At 72.7% G+C, this 24,403-nt stretch carries 23 protein-coding genes; 11 read left to right on the top strand and 12 right to left on the bottom strand.

What is annotated here, in order from left to right; all coding sequences use genetic code 11:
• Positions 1–31: 31 nt before the first annotated feature.
• Complete coding sequence (locus tag AC0IWM_RS18990; RefSeq protein WP_471757547.1) at positions 32–1,336, bottom strand: nucleobase:cation symporter-2 family protein; 1,305 nt, start codon at positions 1,334–1,336, stop codon at positions 32–34.
• 236 nt (positions 1,337–1,572) lie between these two features.
• On the opposite strand from AC0IWM_RS18990, the gene AC0IWM_RS18995 reads away from it, so the two are divergent.
• A complete protein-coding gene (locus tag AC0IWM_RS18995; RefSeq protein WP_471757490.1) occupies positions 1,573–3,537 on the top strand; it encodes an alpha/beta hydrolase domain-containing protein in 1,965 nt (654 codons plus the stop codon).
• Here AC0IWM_RS18995 and AC0IWM_RS19000 read toward each other — a convergent pair.
• The gene (locus tag AC0IWM_RS19000) at positions 3,528–3,932 is read right to left on the bottom strand and encodes a hypothetical protein (protein ID WP_471757492.1); all 405 of its coding nucleotides are present in this window, start codon (positions 3,930–3,932) and stop codon (positions 3,528–3,530) included. The genes AC0IWM_RS18995 and AC0IWM_RS19000 overlap by 10 nt on opposite strands.
• A 166-nt stretch (positions 3,933–4,098) precedes the next feature.
• Here AC0IWM_RS19000 and uraD point away from each other — a divergent pair, with 166 nt between their 5' ends.
• The 3 genes from uraD (at position 4,099) to AC0IWM_RS19015 (ending at position 5,630) form a co-directional block, all read left to right on the top strand.
• On the top strand, positions 4,099–4,980 hold the full coding sequence (gene uraD, locus AC0IWM_RS19005) for a 2-oxo-4-hydroxy-4-carboxy-5-ureidoimidazoline decarboxylase (protein WP_471757494.1): 882 nt from the start codon (positions 4,099–4,101) through the stop codon (positions 4,978–4,980).
• 131 nt (positions 4,981–5,111) lie between these two features.
• Positions 5,112–5,339: a hypothetical protein gene (locus tag AC0IWM_RS19010; RefSeq protein ID WP_471757496.1), complete on the top strand. Its 228-nt coding sequence runs from the start codon at positions 5,112–5,114 to the stop codon at positions 5,337–5,339.
• A 39-nt stretch (positions 5,340–5,378) separates the two neighbouring features.
• Positions 5,379–5,630: a hypothetical protein gene (locus AC0IWM_RS19015; protein ID WP_471757498.1), complete on the top strand. Its 252-nt coding sequence runs from the start codon at positions 5,379–5,381 to the stop codon at positions 5,628–5,630.
• A gap of 16 nt (positions 5,631–5,646) precedes the next feature.
• Here the strand turns inward: AC0IWM_RS19015 and xdhC are convergent, their stop codons facing one another.
• From xdhC to AC0IWM_RS19060, 9 genes are all read right to left on the bottom strand, one after another.
• Positions 5,647–6,441 carry a xanthine dehydrogenase accessory protein XdhC gene (gene xdhC, locus AC0IWM_RS19020; RefSeq protein WP_471757500.1) on the bottom strand — a complete coding sequence of 265 codons (795 nt, stop codon included), beginning with the start codon at positions 6,439–6,441 and terminating at the stop codon, positions 5,647–5,649.
• Positions 6,442–6,461: 20 nt separating this feature from the next.
• The gene (gene xdhB / locus AC0IWM_RS19025) at positions 6,462–8,822 is read right to left on the bottom strand and encodes a xanthine dehydrogenase molybdopterin binding subunit (protein WP_471757502.1); all 2,361 of its coding nucleotides are present in this window, start codon (positions 8,820–8,822) and stop codon (positions 6,462–6,464) included.
• Positions 8,815–10,311: a xanthine dehydrogenase small subunit gene (xdhA, locus tag AC0IWM_RS19030; RefSeq protein ID WP_471757504.1), complete on the bottom strand. Its 1,497-nt coding sequence runs from the start codon at positions 10,309–10,311 to the stop codon at positions 8,815–8,817. The genes xdhB and xdhA overlap by 8 nt, the downstream gene beginning before the upstream one ends.
• Positions 10,312–10,448: 137 nt before the next feature.
• Positions 10,449–11,525, bottom strand: a complete 1,077-nt coding sequence (locus AC0IWM_RS19035) for a BMP family ABC transporter substrate-binding protein (protein ID WP_471757506.1) — start codon at positions 11,523–11,525, stop codon at positions 10,449–10,451.
• Between the two features lie 32 nt (positions 11,526–11,557).
• Positions 11,558–12,484, bottom strand: coding sequence for an ABC transporter permease (locus AC0IWM_RS19040; RefSeq protein ID WP_471757508.1), 927 nt, complete (start codon positions 12,482–12,484; stop codon positions 11,558–11,560).
• A complete protein-coding gene (locus AC0IWM_RS19045; protein WP_471757510.1) occupies positions 12,481–13,557 on the bottom strand; it encodes an ABC transporter permease in 1,077 nt (358 codons plus the stop codon). Before AC0IWM_RS19045 ends, AC0IWM_RS19040 begins: the two co-directional genes overlap by 4 nt.
• Complete coding sequence (locus tag AC0IWM_RS19050) at positions 13,547–15,148, bottom strand: ABC transporter ATP-binding protein (protein ID WP_471757512.1); 1,602 nt, start codon at positions 15,146–15,148, stop codon at positions 13,547–13,549. The genes AC0IWM_RS19045 and AC0IWM_RS19050 overlap by 11 nt, the downstream gene beginning before the upstream one ends.
• A 4-nt stretch (positions 15,149–15,152) precedes the next feature.
• Positions 15,153–16,514, bottom strand: a complete 1,362-nt coding sequence (locus AC0IWM_RS19055) for an 8-oxoguanine deaminase (protein ID WP_471757514.1) — start codon at positions 16,512–16,514, stop codon at positions 15,153–15,155.
• An 86-nt stretch (positions 16,515–16,600) separates the two neighbouring features.
• Positions 16,601–17,575, bottom strand: a complete 975-nt coding sequence (locus AC0IWM_RS19060; RefSeq protein ID WP_471757549.1) for a hypothetical protein — start codon at positions 17,573–17,575, stop codon at positions 16,601–16,603.
• Positions 17,576–17,908: 333 nt separating this feature from the next.
• On the opposite strand from AC0IWM_RS19060, the gene AC0IWM_RS19065 reads away from it, so the two are divergent.
• The 6 genes from AC0IWM_RS19065 (at position 17,909) to hpxZ (ending at position 23,250) form a co-directional block, all read left to right on the top strand.
• Positions 17,909–18,649, top strand: coding sequence for a GntR family transcriptional regulator (locus tag AC0IWM_RS19065; RefSeq protein WP_471757516.1), 741 nt, complete (start codon positions 17,909–17,911; stop codon positions 18,647–18,649).
• Positions 18,650–18,813: 164 nt separating this feature from the next.
• Complete coding sequence (locus tag AC0IWM_RS19070; RefSeq protein WP_471757518.1) at positions 18,814–19,488, top strand: cysteine hydrolase family protein; 675 nt, start codon at positions 18,814–18,816, stop codon at positions 19,486–19,488.
• A gap of 72 nt (positions 19,489–19,560) precedes the next feature.
• Positions 19,561–21,177 (top strand): regulator, encoded by a 1,617-nt coding sequence (locus AC0IWM_RS19075; protein ID WP_471757520.1) that lies wholly within the window; start codon positions 19,561–19,563, stop codon positions 21,175–21,177.
• Between the two features lie 59 nt (positions 21,178–21,236).
• Positions 21,237–21,437 (top strand): DUF4089 domain-containing protein, encoded by a 201-nt coding sequence (locus AC0IWM_RS19080; RefSeq protein WP_471757522.1) that lies wholly within the window; start codon positions 21,237–21,239, stop codon positions 21,435–21,437.
• Entirely contained in the window at positions 21,434–22,858 is a 1,425-nt protein-coding gene (locus AC0IWM_RS19085) for an AtzE family amidohydrolase (protein ID WP_471757523.1), read from the top strand. The genes AC0IWM_RS19080 and AC0IWM_RS19085 overlap by 4 nt, the downstream gene beginning before the upstream one ends.
• 11 nt (positions 22,859–22,869) lie before the next feature.
• A complete protein-coding gene (hpxZ, locus tag AC0IWM_RS19090; protein WP_471757525.1) occupies positions 22,870–23,250 on the top strand; it encodes an oxalurate catabolism protein HpxZ in 381 nt (126 codons plus the stop codon).
• Between the two features lie 18 nt (positions 23,251–23,268).
• On the opposite strand, the gene AC0IWM_RS19095 is transcribed toward hpxZ, so the two are convergent.
• Positions 23,269–23,838, bottom strand: a complete 570-nt coding sequence (locus AC0IWM_RS19095) for a hypothetical protein (RefSeq protein ID WP_471757527.1) — start codon at positions 23,836–23,838, stop codon at positions 23,269–23,271.
• Positions 23,839–24,077: 239 nt separating this feature from the next.
• Between AC0IWM_RS19095 and AC0IWM_RS19100 the strand changes: the two genes are divergently transcribed.
• Positions 24,078–24,403, top strand: a 326-nt coding sequence (locus tag AC0IWM_RS19100; RefSeq protein WP_471757529.1) for a dTDP-4-dehydrorhamnose 3,5-epimerase family protein, incomplete at its 3' end; no start/stop codon positions are given.

Here is a 24,403-nt window from a genome sequence, read left to right on the forward strand (position 1 = left end):
GGGTCTCCTCCGGTGATGGGATGCGAGGATCTCACGCCTCGGCGGCGTGGGCGAGGCGGGCCGCCTCGGCCCGGGCGCTGGCCCGGCTGCCGAGCCCGTTGAAGAACAGGTTCAGGGTCACCGCCGACAGGGCGGCCAGCAGGATGCCGGATTCCAGCAGCGGATGCAGCACGTCGGGCATTTGCTTGAAGAAGGCGGGCGCCACCAGGGGGATGAGCCCGAAGCCCACCGACACCGCGACCACGAACAGGTTGTTGCGGTTGCCGGCGAAATCCACCGCACCGAGGATGCGCGTGCCCGTGGCCGCCACCATGCCGAACATGACGAGCCCGGCCCCGCCGAGGACGCATTGCGGCACCGCCTCCACCAGGGCGGCGAGCTTCGGGATCAGGCCGAGGACCAGCATCACGACGCCGCCGATCACCGTGACCCAGCGCGAGCGCACGCCGGTGATGCCGACGAGGCCGATGTTCTGCGAGAACGAGGTGTACGGGAAGGTGTTGAACACTCCGCCCAGCATCGTGCCGAGGCCGTCGGCCCGCAGGCCGCGGATCAGGCGCTTCTCGTCCACGGTCTCGCCGGTGATCTCGGCGAGCGCCAGGAACATGCCGGTCGATTCGATCATCACCACCACCATGACGAGGCAGAGGGTGAGGCTGGCCACCAGGTCGAACTTCGGCATCCCGAAGGCGAGGGGGTGCACGAGGTCGAACCACGGCGCGGCCGCCACCCGCGACAGGTCGACGAGGCCGAAGGCGCCCGCCGCCGCCATGCCGACCACGATGCCGATGAGCACCGAGGCCGAGGCGACGAAGCCGCGGGCGTACCGGGTCAGGGCCAGGATGACGAGGAGGACGAACAGCGCGAGGCCGAGATAGAGCAGGGCCCCGTAGCGCGGGTTGCCGACCCCGCCCGCGGCCCAGTTCACCCCGACCCGCATCAGCGATATGCCGATGACCAGGATGACGGTGCCGGTCACCACCGGCGGGAACAGGGGCAGAAGGCGTCCCACCAGGGGCGCGGCGAGGAGGGCGAACAGGCCCGCGACGATGACCGCGCCGTAGATGCCGGCGAGCCCGAGGGCGGGGTTGGTGCCCATGGCGATCATGGGCGTCACCGCCGCGAAGGTCACGCCCATCATCACCGGCATGCGGATGCCGATGCCGGGCAGGCCCCAGCTCTGGATCAGGGTGGCGAGGCCGCAGGCGAACAGGTCGGCGCTGACCAGCATCGCCACCTGCTCGGGCGGCAGCTTGAGGGCGCGCCCGACGATGAGCGGCACCGCGACGGCCCCGGCATACATCACCAGGACGTGCTGGAGGCCGAGCAGGCCCATGGCCACCGGCGGCACCCGGGCGGCCGGCGCGGCCGGGATGGTCTGAGCAGAGCCGTGATCCACGCGTCGGTCTCCCGTCCCGCGAGCCCCGTGGGGCTGCCGCTCCCGAAGTCCGCAAGCCACGTGCCATCCCCGGCCGCCGTTCCGGGGGCGCGGGCGCCCTCGACCGCGCAGCGCTCCGGTGTAAGATCCGGCCCAACAGCGCGGCTTGACGCTGGTCGGGCGAGGACAGGGACATGATCAGGATCACCGCTCTCGCGGGAGCGCTCCTCTGCGCGGGCCTCGGCCAGCCGGCCCTCGCCCGGGTCACCGCCCTCGAGATCCGGACCGTCGAGCCCTTCGCCGACGGCCAGAGCTTCGGCGAGGCCGGCGCCTACGAGCGGGTGATCGGCGTCGCGCGCGGGGAGCTCGACCCGGCCGACCCGCGCAACGCCGGCATCGTCGACCTCGTACGGGCGCCCCGGAACGCGCGCGGGCTCGTGGAATACAGCACCGATTTCTTCATGCTCCGGCCGAAGGATCCGGCCCGCGCCAGCGGCACGCTGCTCTACGAGGTGCTCAACCGCGGCCGGAAGTTCCTCTTCAACTGGGTCCTCGACGCGCCGCCGCAGGCGGCCCAGGCAGTGAACGATCCGCGCACCGCCCAGGATGCGGGCACCGCCCTGGTCCTGCGCCGGGGCGACACCGTGGTCTGGTCGGGCTGGGAGGCGGAGGCCCTGCGCCAGCAGGGCGGCATGGCGATCGACGTGCCGGTGGCGACCCAGGGCGGGGCGCCCATCGTGGAGACCGTGCGCGACGAGCTCGTGAGCGCCACCCGGGGGCCGCCCGAGGCGCCGTTCTTCCTGACCTTCAAGGCGGCGAACACCGACAGGGCGGGCGCCCGCCTCACCGTTCGCCGCCGGGAGGCGGACACGCCGCGCCCCGTCCCGGACGGCGCCTGGACCTTCGCCGGGCCCGGGGAACTCCGCCTCCTGCCCGCGGCCGTCAAGCCGGAGCCCGGCACGCTCTACACCCTGACCTACCCGGCGGCGAACCCGAAGGTGCTCGGCATCGGGTTCGCCGCCACCCGGGACGTCGTCGCCCATCTGCGCGGGCCGGCCTCGCCCGGGAACCCGGCGGGCGGCGCGATCCGCCACGCGGTGGCGCTCGGCATCTCGCAGAGCGGGCGCTTCCTGCGGGACTACGTGCATCAGGGCTTCAACCAGGACGAGGACGGCCGGCGCGTCTTCGACGGGATGCTGCTGCACATCTCCGGCATCGGCGGCGTGTACCTGAACGCCCGTTTCGGCCAGCCCTCGCGCACCAACACCCAGCACGAGGACCACCTCTACCCTGAGAACGCCTTTCCCTTCTCGGCCGCTCCCCAGCACGATCCGGTGACGGGCCGGACCGGCTCGCTGCTGCGCGGGGACGGGTTCGACCCGCTGCTGATGGAGGTCAACACCAGCACCGAGTACTGGCAGAAGGGGGCCTCGCTCCTCACCACCGATCCCCTGGGCCGAAGCGACACCGCCCTGCCGGAGACCGCCCGGGCCTATCTCGTCTCCAGCGGGTTTCACTACGGGCGCGCCGGCCTGAACGCGGGCCGCGGGCCGTGCCTCCATCCGCGCAACACGCTCAGCCCGGCCCCGGCCCTGCGCGCCCTCCTGGTCGCCCTGGAGGAATGGGTCTCCCGCGGGGTCGCACCGCCGCCGAGCCGCGTGCCGAATCTCGCCGACGGGACGCTGGTGCCGGCCGCGGAGACGGGCTTCCCCTACATTCCGGGCCTGCGCCTGCCGGATGCCCCGAACGCGATCGCCCGCTTCGCGAGCGCCGTCGATCCCCATCCGGAGAGCGGTCCGCAGTACCGGCCCCTGGTGCCGAAGGTCGATGCCGACGGCCACGACATCGCCGGCATCCGCCTGCCCGACGTCGCCGCGCCGCTCGCGACCCAGACCGGGTGGAACCTCTACGCCGAGCCCTTCCCGGCGGGCGAGCTCTGCGACCGCGAGGGCAGCCGCCTGCCCCTGGCCGAGACCCGGGCCGAGCGCGAGGCGAAGGGCGACCCGCGCCGCTCACTGGCCGAGCGCTACCCGGACCGGGGCGACCGCACGGCGGCCTTCGCCCGTGCGGCGGACGGCCTCGTGGCGGAGCGGCTGCTCCTGCGGGAGGACGCGGAGCGTCTCGTCGCCGCGGTCCGCGCGGCGGAGGCTCAACCCTGATCCGATGCGCGGGGCGCTCCCTTGCGCAGGTCTTCCTTGCGCAGGTCGTCGTAGAGGCGCTGGACCTCCTGGATCGTCGCGGATCCCCGGCTCCAGTTCGTCTCGCGGACATTGGTCTCGGTGAAGGCGCTGTGCGAGCTGCCGCCGAAGCCGTTGAAGACCGTCTCGACGCCGTCGACCCGGTAGTCGATGCGGTAGGACGGGGCGAGGCCCGCTCCCTTGCCCGATCCTCTGCCCTTGCCGGTGACCCCGATCCGCACCAGGGCGTCGCCGTGCCGCTTCTGGCAGAAGCGCATGTTCCCGAGGAGCCGGCGCAGGTACGCCTCGGGCTCGGCCAGGTCGCCCGCGACCTGGATCAGCGTCGCGTCGGGCGGGAGATGCGTCTTGCGGATCATGGCTGGTCTTGCTGCCTGTCGGGCGCCCATCGGCCGGGCGGGATGATCGCCGCCCAGACCACATTTTCGCGCGTCTGGCGATCCATGCGCGGCGGGAAGCCGGCCCCGGATGGCCCGTTGCCTGCTATGCCCACCCGGCCGCCGGCCCCGCGCAGGAAGGATCACGATGCCGACCCTCGACGACCTGAACCAGGCCCCGCGCGGGGATGTCGTCGCCGCCCTCGGGGCGGTGTTCGAGCACGCGCCCTGGGTCGCCGAGGCCGTCGCCGCGCAGCGGCCGTTCCCCACGGTGGAGGCCCTGCTCGCCGCGATGCAGGGGGCGGTGGAGGCGGCGCCCGAGGCGGCGCGCCACGCGCTCCTCACCAACCACCCGGAGCTCGCCGGACGCGCCGCCCGCGCCGGGACCATCGCGCCCGATTCCCTGGCGGAGCAGGCCGGCGCCGGTCTCGACCGGCTGTCGGAGGCGGAGTACGAGCGGTTCGCGGCCCTGAACGCGGCTTATGGCCGGACCTTCGGGTTTCCCTTCATCCTCTGCATCAAGCGACACGGCCGCGCCTCGCTGCTGCGAACCTTCCAGGCGCGCCTCGCCGCCGATCCGGAGGCGGAGCGCCGGACCGCCCTGTCCGAGGTGTTCCGCATCGCCGCCCTCCGCCTCTGCGCCCTGGTGAGCGGGCCGGGTGCACCCCGCGTCACGGGCCGGATCTCCACCCACATCCTCGACACCGTCGCGGGCCGGCCGGCGCCGGGCGTCCCGGTGGAACTCCACGAGTGGGTGACCGACACCGAGACCGCCCTGGTGGCCCGCACCGTGACCAATGCCGATGGGCGCACCGACGCGCCGCTGATCGGCGGCCGCCCGGTGCCGATCGCCGCCTACGAGTTGCGCTTCCGCATCGGCGATCACTTCCGCGCCAGCTGCCCGGATCTGCCCGAGCCGCCCTTCCTCGACATCGTGACGCTGCGCTTCGGCGTCGCCGATCCGGAGGGGCATTACCACGTGCCGCTGGTGGCGAGTCCGTGGAGCTACCAGACCTACCGCGGCAGTTGAGCGCCGTCGGCTCCCAGATCGCCCGCGTCACGCCGATCCCGCAAAACCCTGCGATTCCAGCCGGCTCCGGCATATTCTTTGCGTGCAACCTGATCGACGGCCGGTCGGGCGAGACGCGGGGAGGACGGGCCTTGATCCATTGGTTTTCGGTCCGGAGCCTGATCGGGCGCGGCGCCGCCGCCGCGCTCCTCGCGATCGGGTTCCTGGCGCTCGCCCCGGCCGCCCGAGCCCAGGGCACGCTGATCGCGCCGGGCGGCCAGCCCCGGGTCACCGCCCCGGGCGGCCTGCGCGGACGGGCCGCCCTGCGCCAGCGCCACAAGGCCCGTCACAGGACGATGCCCCACCGCCGCCACCGCTGAATCGTCCCCGACCCGCCGGCCCTCCGGAGACAAGACCGCATGACCCGTGTCCTCAGCCTTCTCGTTCTCTCCCTCGGCCTTGCCGGCCCGGTCCTGGCCCAGAGCGTCGGCGCGCCGGCCGGCATGGAGGGCGCCACCGCGCCGGGCGGAACCGAGGGCCGGGCCGGCCCGCGCAACGAGGCGGAGGCGATCCGCAGCGGCGAAGCGATCCCGGTCCCGCCCCCGGCCGGCGGCGTTCCGGCCGAGGACATGCCCGCGCGCGGCACCGAGGCCCCGCCCGCGCGTCCCTGACGCTCAGGCCGCGAAGTCAGGCCGCGAAGGCGGCGATGAGTTCGGCCGCCACCAGGGCGGCGATCACGGCGGGGCGCTTGTCGCGCACCTGGCGCCCCCCGATCGGGCAGACGAGGCGGGCCAGCGCCGCTTCGTCGAGGCCCATCGCCCGGAAGGCCGAGAGGAACGTCGCCCGCTTCGTGGCGGACCCGATCAGGCCGAGATACGCGAAGGTGTTCGCCTCCAGCAGGCTGGCGCAGATCAGGCTGTCGAGGGTGTGGCTGTGGGTCACCACCACATGGGCGGCCCCCGGGGGCGCCGATTCCGCCGCGGCGCTGGCGGAGCCGACGATGCGCGCGACGCGCGTTCCCGAGACCCGCGCGATCTCCTCGGGGCGCTCGTCGACGATCCGCGTGCGGAACGGCAGCGGGTCGAGGGCCAGAGCCAGGGCGCGGCCGACATGGCCGGCGCCGTAGATCGTCACCAGGGGCGCCTGCGCCGCGCCCTCGGCCTCCCCGGCCTGCAAGGCGGCGAGCGTCTCGGCATCGGCCCGGCGGATCGCCAGGGTCACGTGCCCGCCGCAGCACTGACCGGTCTCGGGCCCCAGCGGCATGCGCAGGGAGGCCTCGACCGCGTGCGCTGCCAGGAGTTCCCGGGCGCGGGCGATGCCCGCCCACTCGTAGGTACCGCCCCCGATGGTGCCGGCGACGCGGTCCGGCATCACCAGCATGGCGGTGCCGGCCTCCCGGGGCGTCGAGCCCAGCGCCTCCGAGAGGGAGAGGAGGGCCGCCGGCTCGCCCAGCGCGAGGGCGGTCGCCAGAACCTCCGACAAAGTCTCCGAGGGGCCGGAACTCACGGCTGCGCGGATGGGGCGTGTTCGGCCAGCGCCCGCATCCGGTCGACGGCGTCGAGGACGCGCTCGGGCGTCGCCGGCGCGTCGAGGCGGGGACAGTGCCGATGGCCGGCGACGCTCGCCACCGCGTCCGACAGGGCGTGCAGGCCGGCGATGCCGAGCATCAGGGGCGGCTCGCCCACCGCCTTCGAGCGGTAGATCGTCTCCTCGCGGTTCTCGTTCTCGTAGAGCGCCACGTTGAAGATGCGCGGGCGGTCGCCGCAGGCCGGGATCTTGTAGGTGGAGGGCGCGTGGGTGCGTAGGGCGCCCTTGCCGTCCCACCACAATTCCTCGGTGGTGAGCCAGCCGAGCCCCTGGATGAAGCCGCCCTCGATCTGGCCCTTGTCCACGGCCGGGTTCAGGGAGCGGCCGCAATCGTGGAGGATGTCGGCCCGCTCGATCCGGTACTCGCCGGTCAGGGTGTCCACCGCCGCCTGCACGCAGGCCGCGCCGTAGGCGAAGTAGTAGAACGGGTGGCCCCGGCCGGCGTCGCGGTCCCAGTGGATGGTCGGCGTCCTGTAGAAGCCCGTGGCGGAGAGCTGGATGCGGGCGAGGTAGGCCTTGTGGATCAGCTCGCCCCAGGCGATCTCCTGGTTTCCCACGCGGACCCGGTTGGGCAGGAACAGCACCGTCTCGGGCTGCACGCTCCAGGCTTCCGCCGCGAAGGCGACGAGGCGCCCCTTCAGGGTCTGGGCAGCGGCGCGGGCCGCCATGCCGTTGAGGTCGGCCCCCGAGGAGGCGGCGGTGGCCGAGGTGTTGGGCACCTTGCCCGTCGTGGTCGCGGTGATGCGCACGCGGTCCGCGTCGATCTGGAATTCCTCGGCCACCACCTGCGCCACCTTGACGTAGAGCCCCTGGCCCATCTCGGTGCCGCCGTGGTTCAGGCCCACCGAGCCGTCGTTGTAGATGTGCACCAGGGCGCCGGCCTGATTGTAGGCCGTGGAGGTGAAGGAGATGCCGAATTTCACCGGCGTCAGGGCGATGCCGCGCTTGATCGCCGGGCTCGTCGCGTTGGCCGCGTGCAGGGCGGCGCGGCGGCCGGCATAGTCGCAATCCGCTTCGAGTTTGCCCACCAGGTCCCGGATGCAATTGTCGGAGATCGTCTGGTGGTAGGGCGTGACGTTGTCGGTCTCGGTGCCGTAGAAATTGCGCTTGCGCACCTCGAGCGGATCGAGGCCGCAGGCATAGGCCACCTCCTCGATCACCCGCTCGGCCGCCACCATGCCCTGGGGTCCGCCGAAGCCCCGGAAGGCGGTGTTGGACTGGGTGTTCGTGCGGTAGGGCCGCGAGGTCAGGTGCACCGCCGGGTAGTGGTAGCAATTGTCGGCGTGGAACAGCGCCCGGTCGGTGACCGGCCCGGACAGGTCGGCGGCCCAGCCGCAGCGGGCGGCGAGCTGCATGTCCACGGCGAGGATCTTGCCGTCCGCGTCGTGGCCCACGAGGTAGTCCACCTCGAAATCGTGGCGCTTGCCGGTGATGACCATGTCGTCGTCGCGGTCGGGCCGGATCTTGGCGGCGCGGCCGGTCTTCTTGGCGACCAGCGCGGCGACGCAGGCGAACAGGTTCGACTGGCTCTCCTTGCCGCCGAAGCCGCCGCCCATCCGGCGGACCTCCGCCGTCACGGCGGAATTCACCGTGCCGAGCACCTTGGCGACGAGGGCCTGGGCCTCGGAAGGGTGCTGGGTCGAGGTGTGGACCGTGACCTCGTCGTCCTCGCCCGGGATCGCCAGCGCGATCTGGCCCTCGAGGTAGAAATGCTCCTGGCCGCCGATGGCGAGGCGGCCCCGGACGATGCCGGGCGCCTCCGCCAGGACCGCGTCGGAATCGCCGCGCGCCAGCGTCATCGGCGGCCAGACCAGCGTTCCGTCCGCCCGCGCCTGCCGGTAGGTCAGGATGGGGGTGAGGTCCTCGTAGGCGATGACGGCGAGGCGCGCGGCGCGGCGGGCGGCGTCCCGGGTCAGGGCCGCCACCGCGAAGATCGGCTGGCCGAGATAGGACACCGTGTCGTCGGCCAGCATCGGCTCGTCGTCCCGGTGCGAGGAGGAGATCTCGTTGACGCCGGGCACGTCGGCGGCCGTGAACACCGCCACCACGCCCTCCGCGGCGCGCACCCGGGAAAGGTCCACCGAGGCGAGGCGGGCATGGGCGCGCTCGCTGAGTCCCAGGCAGACGTGGAGCAGGCCGGCCGGCTCGGCCATGTCGTCGATATAGACCGCCGAGCCGCTGACGTGGCGCGCCGCGCTGTCGTGGATGCGCGGCGTGTGGGCCCCGCCCGCGATCCGGTCGTCCGCCCTGGGGGCAGGGCGCGCGCGATCAGGCATGGGCCAGGGCTCCGACGGGAGCCAGACGGGTCTCCGGCGCCCGCGGCGCGGCCTCGTGGATCAGGCGCTCGATGAGGTTGCCGGCGACCCTGAGGCGGTAGGCGGCCGAGGCCCGCATGTCGGTGAGCGGGGTGAAGTCCCGGGCCAGCGCCGCCTTGAAGGCCGGGACCATGGCCGCGTCGAGGGGGTGGCCCACCAGGGCGGCCTCGGCCTGCGCGGCCCGCTTCGGAGTTCCCGCCATGCCCCCGTAGGCGATGCGCGCTTCTGCGACGAGGCCGCCGTCGAGGGTCAGGCGGAAGGCGCCGAGCACGGCGGAGATGTCCTCGTCGAAGCGCTTCGAGACCTTGTAGACCGCCAAGCGCGCGCCCCGCGGCAGCGCCGGGACGGTTAAGCCGGTGACGATCTCGCCGGCGGCCCGATCCTGCCGGCCATAGGCGACGAAGAAGTCTTCGAGCGGCAGGTCGCGGGTGCCGCTCCGGCTCGCGAGGTGGAGCGTGGCGCCCAGCGCGATCAGGGCGGGCGCCGCGTCGCCGATGGGCGAGCCGTTGGCGATGTTGCCCCCGAGCGTCCCGGCATTGCGGGTCTGGGCCGCGCCGTGGCGCCGGAACAGCTCGCCGAGATCCGGGTGCAGTCCGGCGAGGGCCGCGCCGGCCGCCGCCAGGGTCACGCCCGCGCCGATGCGCAGGCCCTGCGGCGTTCGCGCGATGGTCGCGAGGTCGCGCACCCGCCCGAGCCAGATCACCGGGTCGAGCACGCGCAGGCCCTTGGTCACCCAGAGGGCGACATCGGTGGCGCCGGCCACGATCGTCGCCTCCGGATGCTCGGCCACGAGATCCACGAGGGCGGGGGTGGTGGCGGGCGCCAGGAAGCGGCCCTTCGGCCCGGAGACCGCCACGGTCTCGTCGTCGCGCAGGGCCAGCAGCCGGGCGAGGGTGTCGGCGTGGGCGGCGTCGAAGGCGTCCGCCTCGGGAGCGGCCAGCGCCCGCTCGGCGGCGCGCACGATGGGGGCATAGCCGGTGCAGCGGCAGAGATTGCCGGCGAGCGCGTCGTCGATGGGGCTCGGCGAGACCCAGACCTCACCGGCCGCCGCGGGCAGGTCCTTGGTCAGGGCGAAGAGCGACATCACGAAGCCCGGCGTGCAGAAGCCGCATTGCGAGCCGTGCTCCTCCACCATCAGGCGCTGCACGGGGTGCAGGGTCCCGTCGGCCGCGCGCAGGTGTTCCACGGTCAGGAGCTGGCAGCCGTCGAGCATGCCCAGGAAGGTGATGCAGGCATCGACGGTGCGGTAGCGCAGGCGCTCGGCGCCGACCGGGCCTTCGGGACGCACCACGACCACCGTGCAGGCCCCGCAATCGCCCTCGTTGCAGCCCTCCTTGGTGCCGATCAGCCGCTCGGACCCGCGCAGCCAGTCGAGCACGGTCAGGGTCGGGTCGCAGGCCTCGATCGTGCGCGCCTCGTGGCCGAGGAGGAAGCGGATGGCGTGTCTCATGCGGCCTCTCATGGTGGAACGCGGATCCCTCTCCCCAGAGCGGAAGAGGGGAGCACCGGGGCCGGAGACGTCCCCCCGCTCCCGGTCCGCTTCCGCGACCTCCCTGCCCCGCGCAGGGGGGAGGGTTCTCGATCCGCCTATTGCGGCAGCTTGTCTTCGATGCCCTTCACGTACCAGTTCATGCCCAGGATCATCGGATCGGGCGCGTTCTCGCCCGCCTTCACCACCTCGGTGCCGTCCTGCTTGACCACGGGGCCGTGGAACGGGTGCAGCGTGCCGTCCGCGATCGCCTTCTTGCTGGCCTCGGCCTTGGCCTTCACGTCGTCGGGCATGTTGGCGAAGGGCGCCAGCACGACCATGCCGTCCTTGATGCCGCCCCAGGTGTCGTGGCTCTTCCAGGTGCCGTCGAGGACGGCCTTGGCCTCCTGGATGACGTAGCCGTCCCAGTCGTCGACGATGGAGGTCAGCTGGGCCTCCGGGGCGAAGCGCATCTGGTCGGAGGATTGTCCGAAGGCGAGCTTGCCCTGCTTCTCCGCCTCCTGCAACGGCGCGGCGGAATCGGTGTGCTGCGACAGGATGTCGGCGCCCTGGGCCAGCAGGGCCTTCGCGGCCTCGGCCTCCTTGCCCGGGTCGAACCAGGTGTTCACCCAGACGATCTTGAGCTTGATGTTGGGGTTCACGGACTGCGCGCCGAGCATGAAGGCGTTGATGCCGCTCACCACCTCGGGGATCGGGAACGAGGCGATGTAGCCCAGCGTGCCCGTCTTCGAGAGCCGTCCCGCGATCTCGCCGCAGATGTAGCGGCCCTCGTAGAACCGGGCCGAGTAGGTCGAGACGTTCGCCGCGCGCTTGTAGCCGGTGGCGTGCTCGAACTTCAGCTTGGGGAATTTCTTGGCGACCTTCAGGGTCGGCTCCATGAAGCCGAACGAGGTCGTGAAGATCAGGCCGTGGCCGGAGCGGGCCAGACTCTCGATCGAGCGCTCGCTGTCGGCCTCGGGCACGTTCTCGAGGAAGCTGGTCTCGACCCGGTCGCCGAGCGCCGCCGCCAGGGCCTTGCGGCTCTGGTCGTGCTGGAACGAGTAGCCGTAATCGGCCACCGGGCCGACATAGACGAAGCCGACCTTCAGCTTCTCGCCGGGCTTCTTCTCCTGCGCCTGCGCTCCACCGATCCCGAGGGCGAGAACGGCCAACAGGGCACACTGCACAATCCGCATCGATCCGATGTCCTTCGAGGTGTGACGCACGCCTAGCGGTGCGGGGTGAAGACCCGGCCGAGGGCCGCCGGGGCGAGGGAGCCGCCCTGCCGCCTGCCGAGGGAGAGCAAGACCAGGGCCAGGATGGTGGCCAGGTAGGGCAGGGCGGAGAGCGCCTGTCCCGGCAGGCCGAGGCCGGCGGCCTGGGCATGGAGCTGGAGCACGGTGGCGCCGCCGAAGAGCATCGCGCCGGCCAGCACCCGCAGGGGGCGCCAGGAGGCGAAGACCACGAGGGCGAGGGCGATCCAGCCGCGCCCGGCCGTCATGGCGGGCGCCCAGAACGGCGTGTAGGCCAGGGACAGGTAGGCCCCTGCGAGACCCGCGCAGGCGCCCCCGAACAGCACGGCGAGGAAGCGCACCTTGCGGACCTTGAGCCCGAGGGCATGGGTGGCGGTGTGGTCGTCGCCGATGGCCCGGAGGATCAGTCCGGCGCGGGTCCGCCACAGGAACCACCCCACGCCCGCCACCAGCGCGAAGGCGAGGTAGACGAAGCCGTCCTGCCCGAAGAGCAGGCGGCCGATGCCGGGCAGGTCGGTGAGGCCGGGAATCCGGAGATGCGGCGCCGGCTCGCGCTTCAGGCCCACATAGGAGGCGCCGACGAGGCCCGAGAGCCCGAGACCGAGGATCGTCATGGCGAGGCCGGAGGCGACCTGGTTGGCGCTGAGCACCACCGTGAGGATGCCGAACAGGGCCGAGAGGGCGAGGCCCGCCCCGGCGCCGGCGGCGGCGCCCACCAGCGTCGAGCCGGTCTCCACCGCCACCGCGAAGCCGGTGGCCGCGCCCAGCACCATCATGCCCTCGACGCCGAGGTTGAGCACGCCCGCGCGCTCGGCGACGAGTTCGCCGAGCGCCGCGATCATCAGCGGCGTGGCGGCGGCGACGATGGTGACGAGCACCATCTGGACGATGTCGAGGCTCACGCGGCGGCTCCCGGCACGAGGCGGACCCGATAGCGCGACAGGGCGTCGGCCCCGAGCACCAGGGCGAGCAGAAGGCCCTGGAAGGCCCGGGTCAGGTCGAGGGGCAGCTTCAGGTCGATCTGCGCGCCCTCGCCGCCGATGGTGGTCAGCGCGATGACGAGGGCCGCCACCAGGATTCCCACCGGGGAGAGCCGGCCGAGGAAGGCCACGATGATGGCGGTGAAGCCGTAGCCCGGCGAGATCGAGGGCTGGAGCTGGCCGATCTTGCCCGCCACCTCGGCGATCCCGGCGAGCCCCGCCGCGCCCCCGGAAACCGCGAAGACCGCGAGCGTCAGGCGGGCGTCGCTGAAGCCGGCGAAGCGCGCCGCGCGGGGGCTGGCGCCCACCACCCGCACGGAGAAGCCGAACAGGGTGCGGGCGAGCACCAGGGTGGCGACGACGATGGCGGCGAGGGCGATCGCCACGCCGGCATGCAGCGTGTCGCCCTCCATCAGGTAGGGCAGGCGGGCGGCGTCATCGAAGGTGACGCTCTGGGGGAAGTTGAAGCCGGCCGGATCGCGCAGGGGACCGCGCGCCATGTAGTCGAGGAGCAGTTCGGCGACGTAGACCAGCATCAGGCTGGTCAGGATCTCGGAGACCCCGAGGCGGACCTTGAGCAGGGCCGGGATCAGCCCGTAGAGCATGCCGGCCACCGTGCCGACGACGAGCATCAGGGGCAGCACCCAGAGGGTGTTGCCGGCAGCCCCGTGGGTGGCGACGCCGATCCAGCCGCCGAACAGGCCGCCGACCACGAACTGGCCCTCGGCGCCGATGTTCCAGATGTTGGCGCGAAAGCAGAAGGCGAGGCCGGTGGCGATGAGGGCGAGGGGCGCCGCCTTCAGGGCCACCTCCTGCAGGGACCAGACTTCGCTCAAGGGGGCCACGAAGTAGGTGACGAAGGCGGCGGCCGGGGAGCGGCCCATGGCGGCGACCACGAGGCCCCCGACCACCAGGGCGGCGGCGAAGGCCAGGACGGGCGAGAGCGCGTCCATCAGGGCCGAGCGGTCGGTGCGCGGCGTCAGGTCAATGCGCATGGGTCGGCTCCCGGGCGAGGTCCGGGGTGACCGCCGCCGGCGGCGGGGCCGGGGGCACCGGCTCCCCCCCGCCCATGAGCAGGCCCAGGGTCTCGCGGGTGGTCTCGGCGGCCGGCACGGCCGGCGACAGGGCGCCGTCGTGCAGCACGGCGATGCGCCCGGCGATCTCGAACAATTCGTCGAGGTCCTGGCTGATCACCAGGACGGCGGCGCCGCGCCCGGCCAGATCGAGGAGCGCCTGCCGGATATGGGCGGCGGCCAGCGCATCGACCCCCCAGGTCGGCTGGTTGACCACGAGGATGCCGGGCTCGGCCAGGATCTCGCGGCCCATCAGGTACTTCTGCAGGTTGCCGCCCGACAGGGTGCCGGCGGCGGGGTCGGGTCCGGCCTTGCGCACGTCGAAGGCGCCGATCACGGCCTGGGCTAGGGCCTTCGCGGCGGCGCGGCGCAGGAATCCGAAGCGGCTCAAGCCGGCCGTCGCGTGGCGCGACAGGATGGCGTTGTCGGACAGGCTCAGGGTCGGGGCCGCGCCGTGGCCGTTGCGTTCCTCCGGCACGAATCCGGCTCCGCCCCGCCGCCGGGCCGTGATGCCGAGGCGCCCGGACGCGACGCCGTCGAACCGCACCATCCCGGGCTCGGGCGCCAGGGCCTCGCCCGAGAGCGCATCGAACAGTTCGGCCTGGCCGTTCCCGGCGATGCCCGCGATGCCCACGATCTCGCCGCCGCGCACGGTGAGCGAGACGCCGTCGAGAGCGGTGCCGTGCAGGCCCGGGGCGGCGAGGGTGAGCCCGGACAGGATAAGGCGCTCGGGCCCGGCCGGCATCCCCGAGGGCGGCTTCACCTCGCCCACCTGCGCGCCCACCATCAGGGCGGCCATCGAGCGGGCGGTCTCGGCGCGCGGATCGCAGGTGCCCACCACCCGGCCGCCGCGCAGGATGGTGGCGCGCGCGCAGAGCCGGCGCACCTCGTCGAGCCGGTGCGAGATGTAGAGGAGCGCCCGGCCCTCGTCCCGCAGGCGCTCCAGCACGGTGAACAGCAGCTCCGCCTCGCCCGGCGTCAGCACCGAGGTCGGCTCGTCGAGGATCAGGAGCTTGGGGTCCTGCAGCAGGCAGCGGATGATCTCGATGCGCTGGCGCTCGCCGGCCGAGAGCGACCAGACCGGACGGTCGGGATCGAGATGCAGGCCGTAGGTGGCGCCGACCGCGCCGATGCGGGCCTTCAGGGTCCCTCCGCTCGGGGTCGGGGGCATCACCAGGGCGATGTTCTCGGCGACGGTGAGATTCTCGCACAGGGAGAAGTGCTGGAACACCATGCCGATGCCGAGCGCCCGGGCCGCCTCCGGGTTGGCCAGACGCACCACGTCGCCGCGATGGGTGACCACCCCCTCGGTGGGCTCCAGGAGCCCGTACAGGATCTTCATCAGGGTCGACTTGCCGGCCCCGTTCTCGCCCAGAAGGGCGTGGATCTCGCCCGCACGGATCTCGAGATCGACCCCGTCATTGGCCGTGAAGTCGCCGAAGCGCTTGACGATGCCGTAGGCGCCGAACAGGGGCGTCGGCCCCTCCGTCCGTCCCGGGGGCGCGACGGGCACCACCCTAGAGCGTCCCGAACAGCGTGCGGGCGAGGCGGGTATGGGCCTCGCGCAATTGCCCGGTCTCGATTCCCAGGGGCTGGCCGTCGACCACGCGCCAGGCGCCCGCCACCATCACCCGGTCCGCCCGGTGGGCGCCGCAGAGCACCAGGGCGGCCAGGGGATCGTGCGCGCCGGAGAAGCGCAGTTCGTCGAGGGTGAACAGCGCGAGGTCCGCCTCGCGGCCCTCCGCGATCCGGCCGATGTCGCTGCGCCCGAGGCAGGCGGCGGAGCCCTCCGTCGCCCAGCGCAGGGCGTCGAGATGGGTCACGGCCTCGGCCCCGTAGGTCAGGCGGTTGATCATCAGGGCGTGGCGCACGCCCTCCATCAGGTTCGAACTGTCGTTGGAGGCCGAGCCGTCGACCCCGAGGCCGACGGGGGAACCGGCCGCCTCCAGCTCGCAGGTCCGGCACTGGCCCGAGGCCAGGGTCATGTTCGAGGTCGGGCAGTGGCACACGCCGACGCCGGCCGCCCCGAGGCGCCCCACCTCGGCATCGTCGAAGTGGATGCCGTGGGCGAGCCAGGTGCGCGGCCCCATCCAACCCACCTCCTCCAGGTAGTCCACCGGGCGCTGGCCGAACATCTCGACGCAGTAGCGGTCCTCGTCGAGCGTCTCGCCGAGATGGGTGTGCAGGCGGCAATCGTGGGCGTCCGCCAGCGCCGCGCTCTCGCGCATCAGACGCTTCGTGACGTTGAAGGGCGAGCAGGGGGCCAGCCCGATCTGCACCATCGCGCCGGGCTTCGGGTCGTGGAACAGGCGCAGGACCCGCTCGCTGTCGGCCAGGATGGTGTCGTCGTCCTGCGTCAGGCATTCGGGGGGCAGGCCGCCGTCGCGCTCGGACAGGCTCATGGAGCCGCGGGTGACGAAGGCGCGGATGCCGAGCGGCCCGGCCTCCTCGACCTGGATGTCGACGGAGGATTCGAGCCCCTTGGGGAAGAGGTAGTGGTGGTCGCCCGCCGTGGTGCAGCCGGAGAGCAGGAGCTCGGTGTAGGCCAGCCGCGTCGCCAGCCGGAACGCCTCCGGGGTGATCCGGTCCCAGACGGTGTAGAGCGCCTTCAGCCAGGGGAAGAGGGGCTTGTTGATCGCCACCGGATGGGCGCGGGTCAGCGTCTGGAAGAAGTGGTGGTGGGTGTTGACGAGGCCCGGGATGACCACGTGGCGCGCGGCGTCGAAGGTCTCGTCCACCGGGGCGGCGGGCGCCGCGCCCGCCCGCACCCGCTCGACGATGCGGGTGCCCTCGACGACGATTCCGCCGCCGGAATCCTGGGCCAGGATCGCCAGAGGGTTGCGGATCCAGAGACGCTTCGATGGGCTGGCTTCGACCATTCTGTCCGTCTTCTCCTCAAGGTCCGCGCGCGCCGGCGCGGACATCCTGCATGGCGAGCGAGGATCGGTCGATGCGAGGCCCCCTCCTACAGCACGTGGAAGGCGACACCGGCCAGGAAGCTCTTCTCCTCGGTACCCTTGAAGTTGAAGCGCTCGATGTTGCCGAACTTGTTGTGCCAGTACTGGAACCCGACGAACACATCGACCCGGTTGGGCTGATCGTAGATCAGCTTGCCCACGTCGAGAACCAGGTTGGTGCGCGACAGGAACTCCAGGCCCGTCTTCGGATTGAAGGCGAACGCCCCCGGATCGCTCACGCCCCGTCCCTTGGGCAGGACGATGTTGTTGAAGCCCGCGATGCTCAGGGGCAGGCCCGTGAAGGTCAGCGGAAAGTTGTAGACGATCTCGAACTCCGGCACGACGTCGAAGCTGACGTCGCGGTTGGGCGCCACGTTGAATCCGTTGCGGTTCCACTCCTTGTAGGCGTGCACCGAGGCGTTGAGGAATCCCGCCGGCACGTCGAAGGCGAAGTTCAAGCCCCCCACCACGTCGCGCTTCTTCGAGCCGAAGGCGTCGTTCTGCGCGTTGGCGTCGAAGCCGAAGGCGAGGGACACGTCCTTGACGATCCCGGGCACCACGAAGGCCTTGGTGCCGGTGAGAGCGTTCAGGCTCAGCGTGCCGCGATAGAGGCCGTAGGCCTCGGTGTTCCCGTAATCGTAGAAGGTCGGCACCCCGAAGCCGTCGGTTCTGCCGGCCGGGAACTGGGCGCCCGACTTCAGGATGTCGAGGGAGAAGAAGTTCGTGCCGTACTCCCAGGCATCGGCGTGGGAGATGTTGAGGATGTGCTTGGGCGCGTCCTGGTTGCGGAAGCTGCCATCGGCCCGCTGGACCTGGCTGCCCGGGCTGGCCGCCGGGAACTGGTAGCGGTAGCTCACCTGCGTGTCGGAGAACAGGAAGAACGCGGAGGGGACCTCGGCGGGCGCCACCGGAGCCTTCTCGGCCTTCAGATCGGCACCGGCGGCCGGCGCGAGGGCGGAGAGGCACAGGGCCACGGCCGCCATGGGCAGAGCGAACTTCGTGATGGTCATGTCGTCCCCCGGAGGCTTGCTTGCCCGTCGGGAGTGCCCCGCAGCAACCGGTATGCCAGCGCGCGAGCCGTCCGGGCGTTGGTTCGCGCCGTGGACAAATCTGCAACAATCGCATCGGCCGCGCCCGGGCGGAGGCGGGGGCGGCCTCCCCGTTTCGGGGCCGGAGCCGCCGGAACCACGCGGGGCCGGGGCCGAATCGCCGCATCCGCCGGCGCAGCGCCCTGGTGCTTCGCGAAACCCGCACTAGGATGCGTCCACGACCTCCGGCTTGCCTCGTGGCCGCGAAGGCGAGTCCATCGAGAGCCCGTGCCCGCGTCCCAAACCCGTGCCGAACGCCTGGCGGACGCGATCGCCGGCGACATCCTCGCAGGAGCCCTCGCACCGGGCGTTCACCTCGACGAGCAGGTCCTCGCCAGGCGCTTCGGCGTCTCGCGCACGCCGGTGCGCGATGCCCTGCGCCTGCTCAGCGGGACCGGATTGATCGACCTTCGCCCCCGCATCGGCGCCACGGTGCGGACGATCACGCCCGACGAACTCGACATGCTCTTCATCGCCATGGGCGAGGTCGAGGCGACCTGCGCGCGCCTCGCCACCCTGAGCATGACCCCCGCCGAGCGGGCCGCCCTGCAGAACCTGCACGAGGCGATGGGCCGCCTCGCCGAGGCGGGCGACCGGGAGGGCTACGCCGACGCGAACCAGACGTTTCACGGCGCCCTCTACACGGGCGCGCACAACAGCGTGGTGGAGGAGATCGCCATCTCCCTTCGGCAGCGCCTCACGCCCTATCGGCGGGCGCAGTTCCGGGCGCCCGGGCGCCTGCACCGCTCGCATGCGGAGCACGGTGCCGTCGTCCGCGCCGTGCTGTCGCGGGATGCGTCCGCGGCGAACGCCACCATGCTGATCCACATGAGCATCGTCGAGGACGCGTTCGAGACCGTGGACGCGGTCCCGGCCCAGGACCGTGCGACGGCCCGCGAGGCCCCGGACCGGCGGAAGCGTCCGGCCGGCGAACCGGCCGGCTTCAGCCTGGAGCGGCTGCGCCGCTGAGCGCGCCGTCGAATGTCGCAGCCTGCCGGACAACGAGGCAGGATCGGGCATAATTTGGGCGTGTCGCGCGGCACCGGTGCATACATGATCGGGGCAGATTCGCGGTCGGGCGCAGCCTCTGCACGCCCGTCGCCGGGAACGACCCTCCGACCCGGTGCCCCGGCATGTCCCAGATCCTCGCGGCCGAACCCGCCCCCCTGCCCATCGATCCTGCCACCACGGCGCTGGTCATCATCGACATGCAGCGCGACTTCTTGGAGCCGGGCGGCTTCGGCGAGACCCTGGGCAACGACGTGTCGCTGCTCCAGGCGGCCGTGCCGCCGATCCGCGCCGTCCTCGCCGCCGCGCGCCGGGCCGGACTCCTCATCGTGCATACACGGGAGGGCCACAAGCCGGACCTCTCCGATGCGCCGCCGGCCAAGCTGGAGCGGGGCGAGCCCTCCGCGCGGATCGGCGCGCCGGGTCCGATGGGCCGCATCCTGATCCGGGGCGAACCGGGCCACGGCATCGTCCCCGAACTGGCGCCGATGCGGGGCGAGGTGGTCATCGACAAGCCGGGGAAGGGCGCCTTCTACGCCACCGATCTCGGGGCGGTCCTCGCCGCCCGCGGGATCGGCACCCTGCTGGTCTGCGGGGTCACCACCGAGGTCTGCGTCCACACGACGATCCGCGAGGGCAACGACCGCGGCTATCGCTGCGTGGCGATCGGGGACGGGTGCGCCTCGTACTTTCCCGAATTCCACCGGGTCGGCCTCGCGATGATCGCCGCACAGGGCGGCATCTTCGGCTGGGTCGCCGCCTCGTCGGCGGTGATCGCGGTCCTCGGCGCCGCGCGCTGAGCACGGGTCCGGCGCCCGACCGACACGATGTCCAGGCACGCGGGAGCGGCACACCAAGGAAGGACCCAGGTCATGGCGGCGGACACACACGGGACGGGGCCGGCGGCATCCGGCATCGGTGGGAGCTTCCGTCCGGGGCTCTGGGTGCCGGGCGACTGGAACGCCTTCTTCGGCTTCGGCACCAACATCCTCGTCAACCTCCTGGTGCTCACCGGACTCCTGCGCTTCGTGCTCGGCATGCCCGACGCGATCACCTTCGGGCGCATCCTGCCGGCCATCGGGCTGATGCTCTGCCTCTCCACGGCCTATTACGGCTGGCTCGCCTACCGGCTCGCCAAGGCGACGGGGCGCGACGACGTCTGCGCGCTGCCGTCGGGCATCAGCGTGCCGCACATGTTCATCGTGGTCTTCGTGATCATGCTGCCGATCAAGCTCGCCACCGGCGATCCGCTGAAGGCCTGGGAGGCGGGCCTCGCCTGGGTCTTCATCCAGAGCTTCATCCTGATGATCGGCGGATTCGCCGCCCCGGTGATCCGTCGGATCACCCCGCGGGCGGCGCTGCTCGGCACGCTGGCCGGCGTCTCCGTCACCTTCATCGCCATGCGCCCGGCCCTCGAGCTCATCACCACCCCGGTGATCGGCGTCGTGGCCTTCGCGATCATCCTGCTCGCCTGGTTCGGGGGCCTGCGCTACCCGGGCCGCCTGCCGGCGGGCCTGGTGGCGATCCTGTTCGGGATGGTGGTGGCCTGGGGAGCCAAGCTGTTCGGCCTCGATATGGGCGGCGTCAGCGGCCCCGGCCTGGCGGCGGCGTTCCAGGGCATCGGCTTCTCGGTGCCGCTGCCCGCCGTCGGTCACGTCTTCTCGGGGTTCGACTTCATCGGGATCATCCTCGTGACCGCGATCCCGTTCGGCATCTACGACCTCGTGGAGGCCATGGACAACGTCGAGAGCGCCGAGGTGGCGGGGGACCCCTATCCCACCACCCGCGTGCTCACGGCCGACGGCGTCGTCAGCCTGATCGGCTGCCTGATGGGCAACCCCTTCATCAACGCGGTCTATATCGGCCATCCCGGCTGGAAGGCGATGGGCGGGCGCATCGGCTATTCCTTCGCCACCGGGGCGGTGGTCCTGCTCCTGTGCTGGCTCAACCTGGTCTCGCTGCTCTCCAGCCTCGTGCCCGTGGTCGCGATCGCCCCGATCCTGCTCTACATCGGCATGCTGATCGGCGCGCAGGCCTTCCAGGAGACGCCCCATTCCCACGCGCCGGCCATCGTGCTCGCCTTCGCGCCGCACCTGGCCGCCTGGGCCAAGACCCTGATCGACGGGGCGCTGGGCGCGGCCGGCACCAGCGCGGCGGCGGTGGGCCTCGCCAAGCTGGGGCAGGCGGGGGTGCTCTACGAGGGCCTCGGCGTCCTCGGCGAGGGCGCGATCCTCGGCGGGCTGATCCTCGGCGCCATCGCGGTGTTCATCATCGAGCGCGACTTCGCCAAGGCGGCCGCCTTCGCCCTCGCCGGGGCGGCGCTCACCTTCTTCGGCTTCATGCACGGCCCCGCCGTCGGCATCGCGGTGACGCCCGGCCTGGCGCTTGCGTACGCGATGGTGGCGGCCCTGCTCTACGCCGCGGCGCGCTCCACGGCGGCCGCACCCGCCGGGCCGCCCTCGACACACGCCGCCGTGCCGGCAGAATAGACGCCGCTCCGCGCGGCCGGGAGTCCGGCCACGCGGAGGGACATTTCGGGAGGACGCCCATGTCGGAGCCCAACGACCCGCCGCCCGGCGGCCTCGACGCCTACATCGACGCGGCGGCCAGGCTGCTCGCCATTCCCCTCGATCCGGCCTGGGTCGGCGCCATCGGCAGCAACCTCGCGGTCCTGCGCGCGGCGGCCGACCACGTGGCCGCGTTTCCCCTGCCCGACGAGGCGGACGCCGCCCCGGTCTACGAAGCATGAGCGGTTCGGACACGATGCCAGACCAGCGGCCCGATCCGAGCACGCTGACGGCCGAGGCGCTGGCGACGGCGTTTCGCGACGGAACCACGACCGCCGCCGCGAACGTCGCCGCGACCCTGGCGCGCATCGCGCGGGTCGACGGCGCGGTGAACGCCTTCACGGACGTGCTGGCGGAGCGCGCGCGGGCCCGCGCCGAAGCCCTGGACGCGGCCCAGGCCCGCGGAGAGCCGGCGGGGCCTTTGGCCGGCGTGCCCTTCGCGGTCAAGAACCTGTTCGACATCGCCGGCCTGCCGACCCGGGCCGGCGCGAAGATCAACCGCGACCGCGCCCCGGCGGCCCGCGACGGCGCCCTGGTGCGCCGGCTGGAGGCGGCGGGCGCGATCCTGGTCGGCGGCCTCAACATGGGCGAGTACGCCTACGACTTCACCGGCGAGAACGTCCATGACGGGCCGACCCGCAACCCGCACGATCTCGGCCGCATGTCGGGGGGGTCGTCCGGGGGCTCGGGGGGCGCCATCGGGGCCGGCCTGGTGCCGATCGCGCTCGGTTCCGACACCAACGGCTCGATCCGGGTGCCCTCCGCCTTCTGCGGCTGCTTCGGCCTCAAGCCCACCTACGGGCGCCTGACGCGGGCGGGCAGCTTCCCCTTCGTCGGCAGCCTCGACCATCTCGGCCCCATGGCCCGCAGCGTCACGGACCTCGCCCTCGGCTACGACGCGATGCAGGGGCCGGACCCGGACGATCCCGTGGCGACGACGCGGGCCGCCGAGCCGGTCCTGCCCGGCCTCGGCGAGGGCCTCGGCGGCCTGCGCGTCGCGGTGGCGGGCGGCTACTTCGCCCGCGGCGGAGACCCCGAGGCCTTCGCGGCGGTGGCCGCCGTCGCCCGGGCCCTCGGCGCCGCGCGCACGGTCGAGATCCCGGAGGCGGCCCGCGCCCGGGCGGCGGCCTACCTCATCACGGCGGCGGAAGGGGCGGCCCTCCATCTCGACCGCCTGCGCACGCGCGGGCACGACTTCGACCCGGCCGTGCGCGACCGGCTGATCGCCGGGGCCATGATCCCCGCCCCGCTGGTCGAGCGGGCGCAGCGCTTCCGCCGCTGGTACCGGGCCGCCGTGCTCGACCTGCTCCGCGAGGTCGACGTGATCCTGGCGCCCGCCACCCCGTGCCGTGCGCCCCGCTCGGGGCAGACCAGCTTCGTCCTCGACGGGGTGACCCTACCGGTGCGGGCCAATATCGGCGTGTTCACCCAGCCGATCTCCTTCATCGGCCTGCCGGTGGTGGCGGTGCCGGTGCGCCTCGACGACGGGCTGCCGCTGGGCGTCCAGGTCGTCGCGGCCCCCTGGCGCGAGGACCACGCCCTGCGGGTGGCCCACCAGCTGGAGCGAGACGGTGTGGTCCGGGCCCCCGTGGCGAACCTGTGAGCGAGGCCGCGATGATCGTCGACGATCCGGCCGTGAAGGCCGAGGTGGAGGCCGCCTTCGCGGCCTACGAGGCGGCCCTGGTGGGCAACGACGTGCCGACCCTGGAGGCCCTGTTCCACGACGATCCGCGGACGATCCGCTACGGCGGAGGTGAGAACCTCTATGGGATGGACGCGATCCGGGCCTTCCGCCGGGCGCGCTCGCCCGAGGGCCTGGCCCGCGCGCTCAGGGACACGGTCATCACCACCTACGGTGCCGATACCGGGATCGCCATGACGCTGTTCACCCGGCCGGGCGCGCCGGGCCGCATCGGGCGCCAGAGCCAGACCTGGATCCGCTTTCCCGACGGCTGGAAGGTGGTCGCCGCCCATGTCAGCGTCATCGAGGGCTGATCCGTCGGCGGCGGCGGATCAGGCGCCGTCGAGCGCCTTGGACAGGCGGCGCACGCGTCCCCCGCGCTTCTCGTAGGCGAAGAGCGCAGCGAGGCTCTGTCCATCGGGCGCGGAGGCATCGGCCGGGGTGCCTTCCCCGTCCGCCTCATGCGTCGGGGCCTCCGTCCCGGACGGGGCCATGGCGAGGGGCGGCAGGCGCAGGCCGGCACGCCGAACCACCTCCCGGTCCCGCTCGATCTGCGCCGCCGTCTCGGCGTCGGTCAAGACCAGCGCGGAAGCGCCGTCCCGGAACCGGATCTCGACGGACCAGGCCGGCCGCGCGTCGCCGCCGAGGACGTCGAGGCCGGCCTGCGCGACGGCAGCGGCGAGGCCCAGCGGGTTCGGCAGAGGGCCGGTGGCCGCCAGGGCCTCCCGCAAGCCCCGCGCGATGCCGCTGCGCCGCGGTGCCTGCCGCTCAGGCGGCGCGAGGACCAGGGCCTCGAGGTCCTCGACCCCCCGCAGGCTTCCGTCGGGCAAGCCGAAGACGCCGAATTCGTAGGATCCCGGCCCAGGGCCGAAGGTTCCGGCGGTGATCTGAATGGCGATCATCGGTACTTTCCGTCCGGGCCGATCCCGATGCCCGGGGGTTGAGAGGTCCATCAACGTCGAACGTCGTCTGGTGTCGCGAGGTCCTGTGTCGGAAACAGGGCGCGCGCCCGGGATCGCATTCGACCTCCGATTGCCGTGGAGATAGGATCGACGTCGAACAGCCTGCTGCGACCCTTGACAGCTCGGGATCGAGACCTGCCAAGGACGGATCAGGTCCACGCCTTCGAGGTCTTTCCGGCATGCAGGTGATCGAGACGGAGATTCCGGCGGTGCGGTGGGTGGTGCCGACGCGCTTCGGCGATGAACGCGGCTGGTTCTCGGAGACCTACCGGGCCGACATCCTGGCGCGGGCGGGCATCGCGGACGTCTTCATCCAGGACAACCAGTCCTTCTCCGCCCCCCGCGGCACCGTGCGCGGCCTGCACTTCCAGCGCGCCCCCATGGCCCAGGCCAAGCTGATCCGGGTGCTGTCCGGCGCCATCCTGGATGTCGCCGTCGACCTGCGCCGCGCCTCGCCCACCTTCGGCCGGCACGTGGCCGTGCGCCTCGATGCGCAAGCCGGCGA

The sequence above is a fragment of the Methylobacterium sp. AC433 genome (assembly GCF_979253015.1).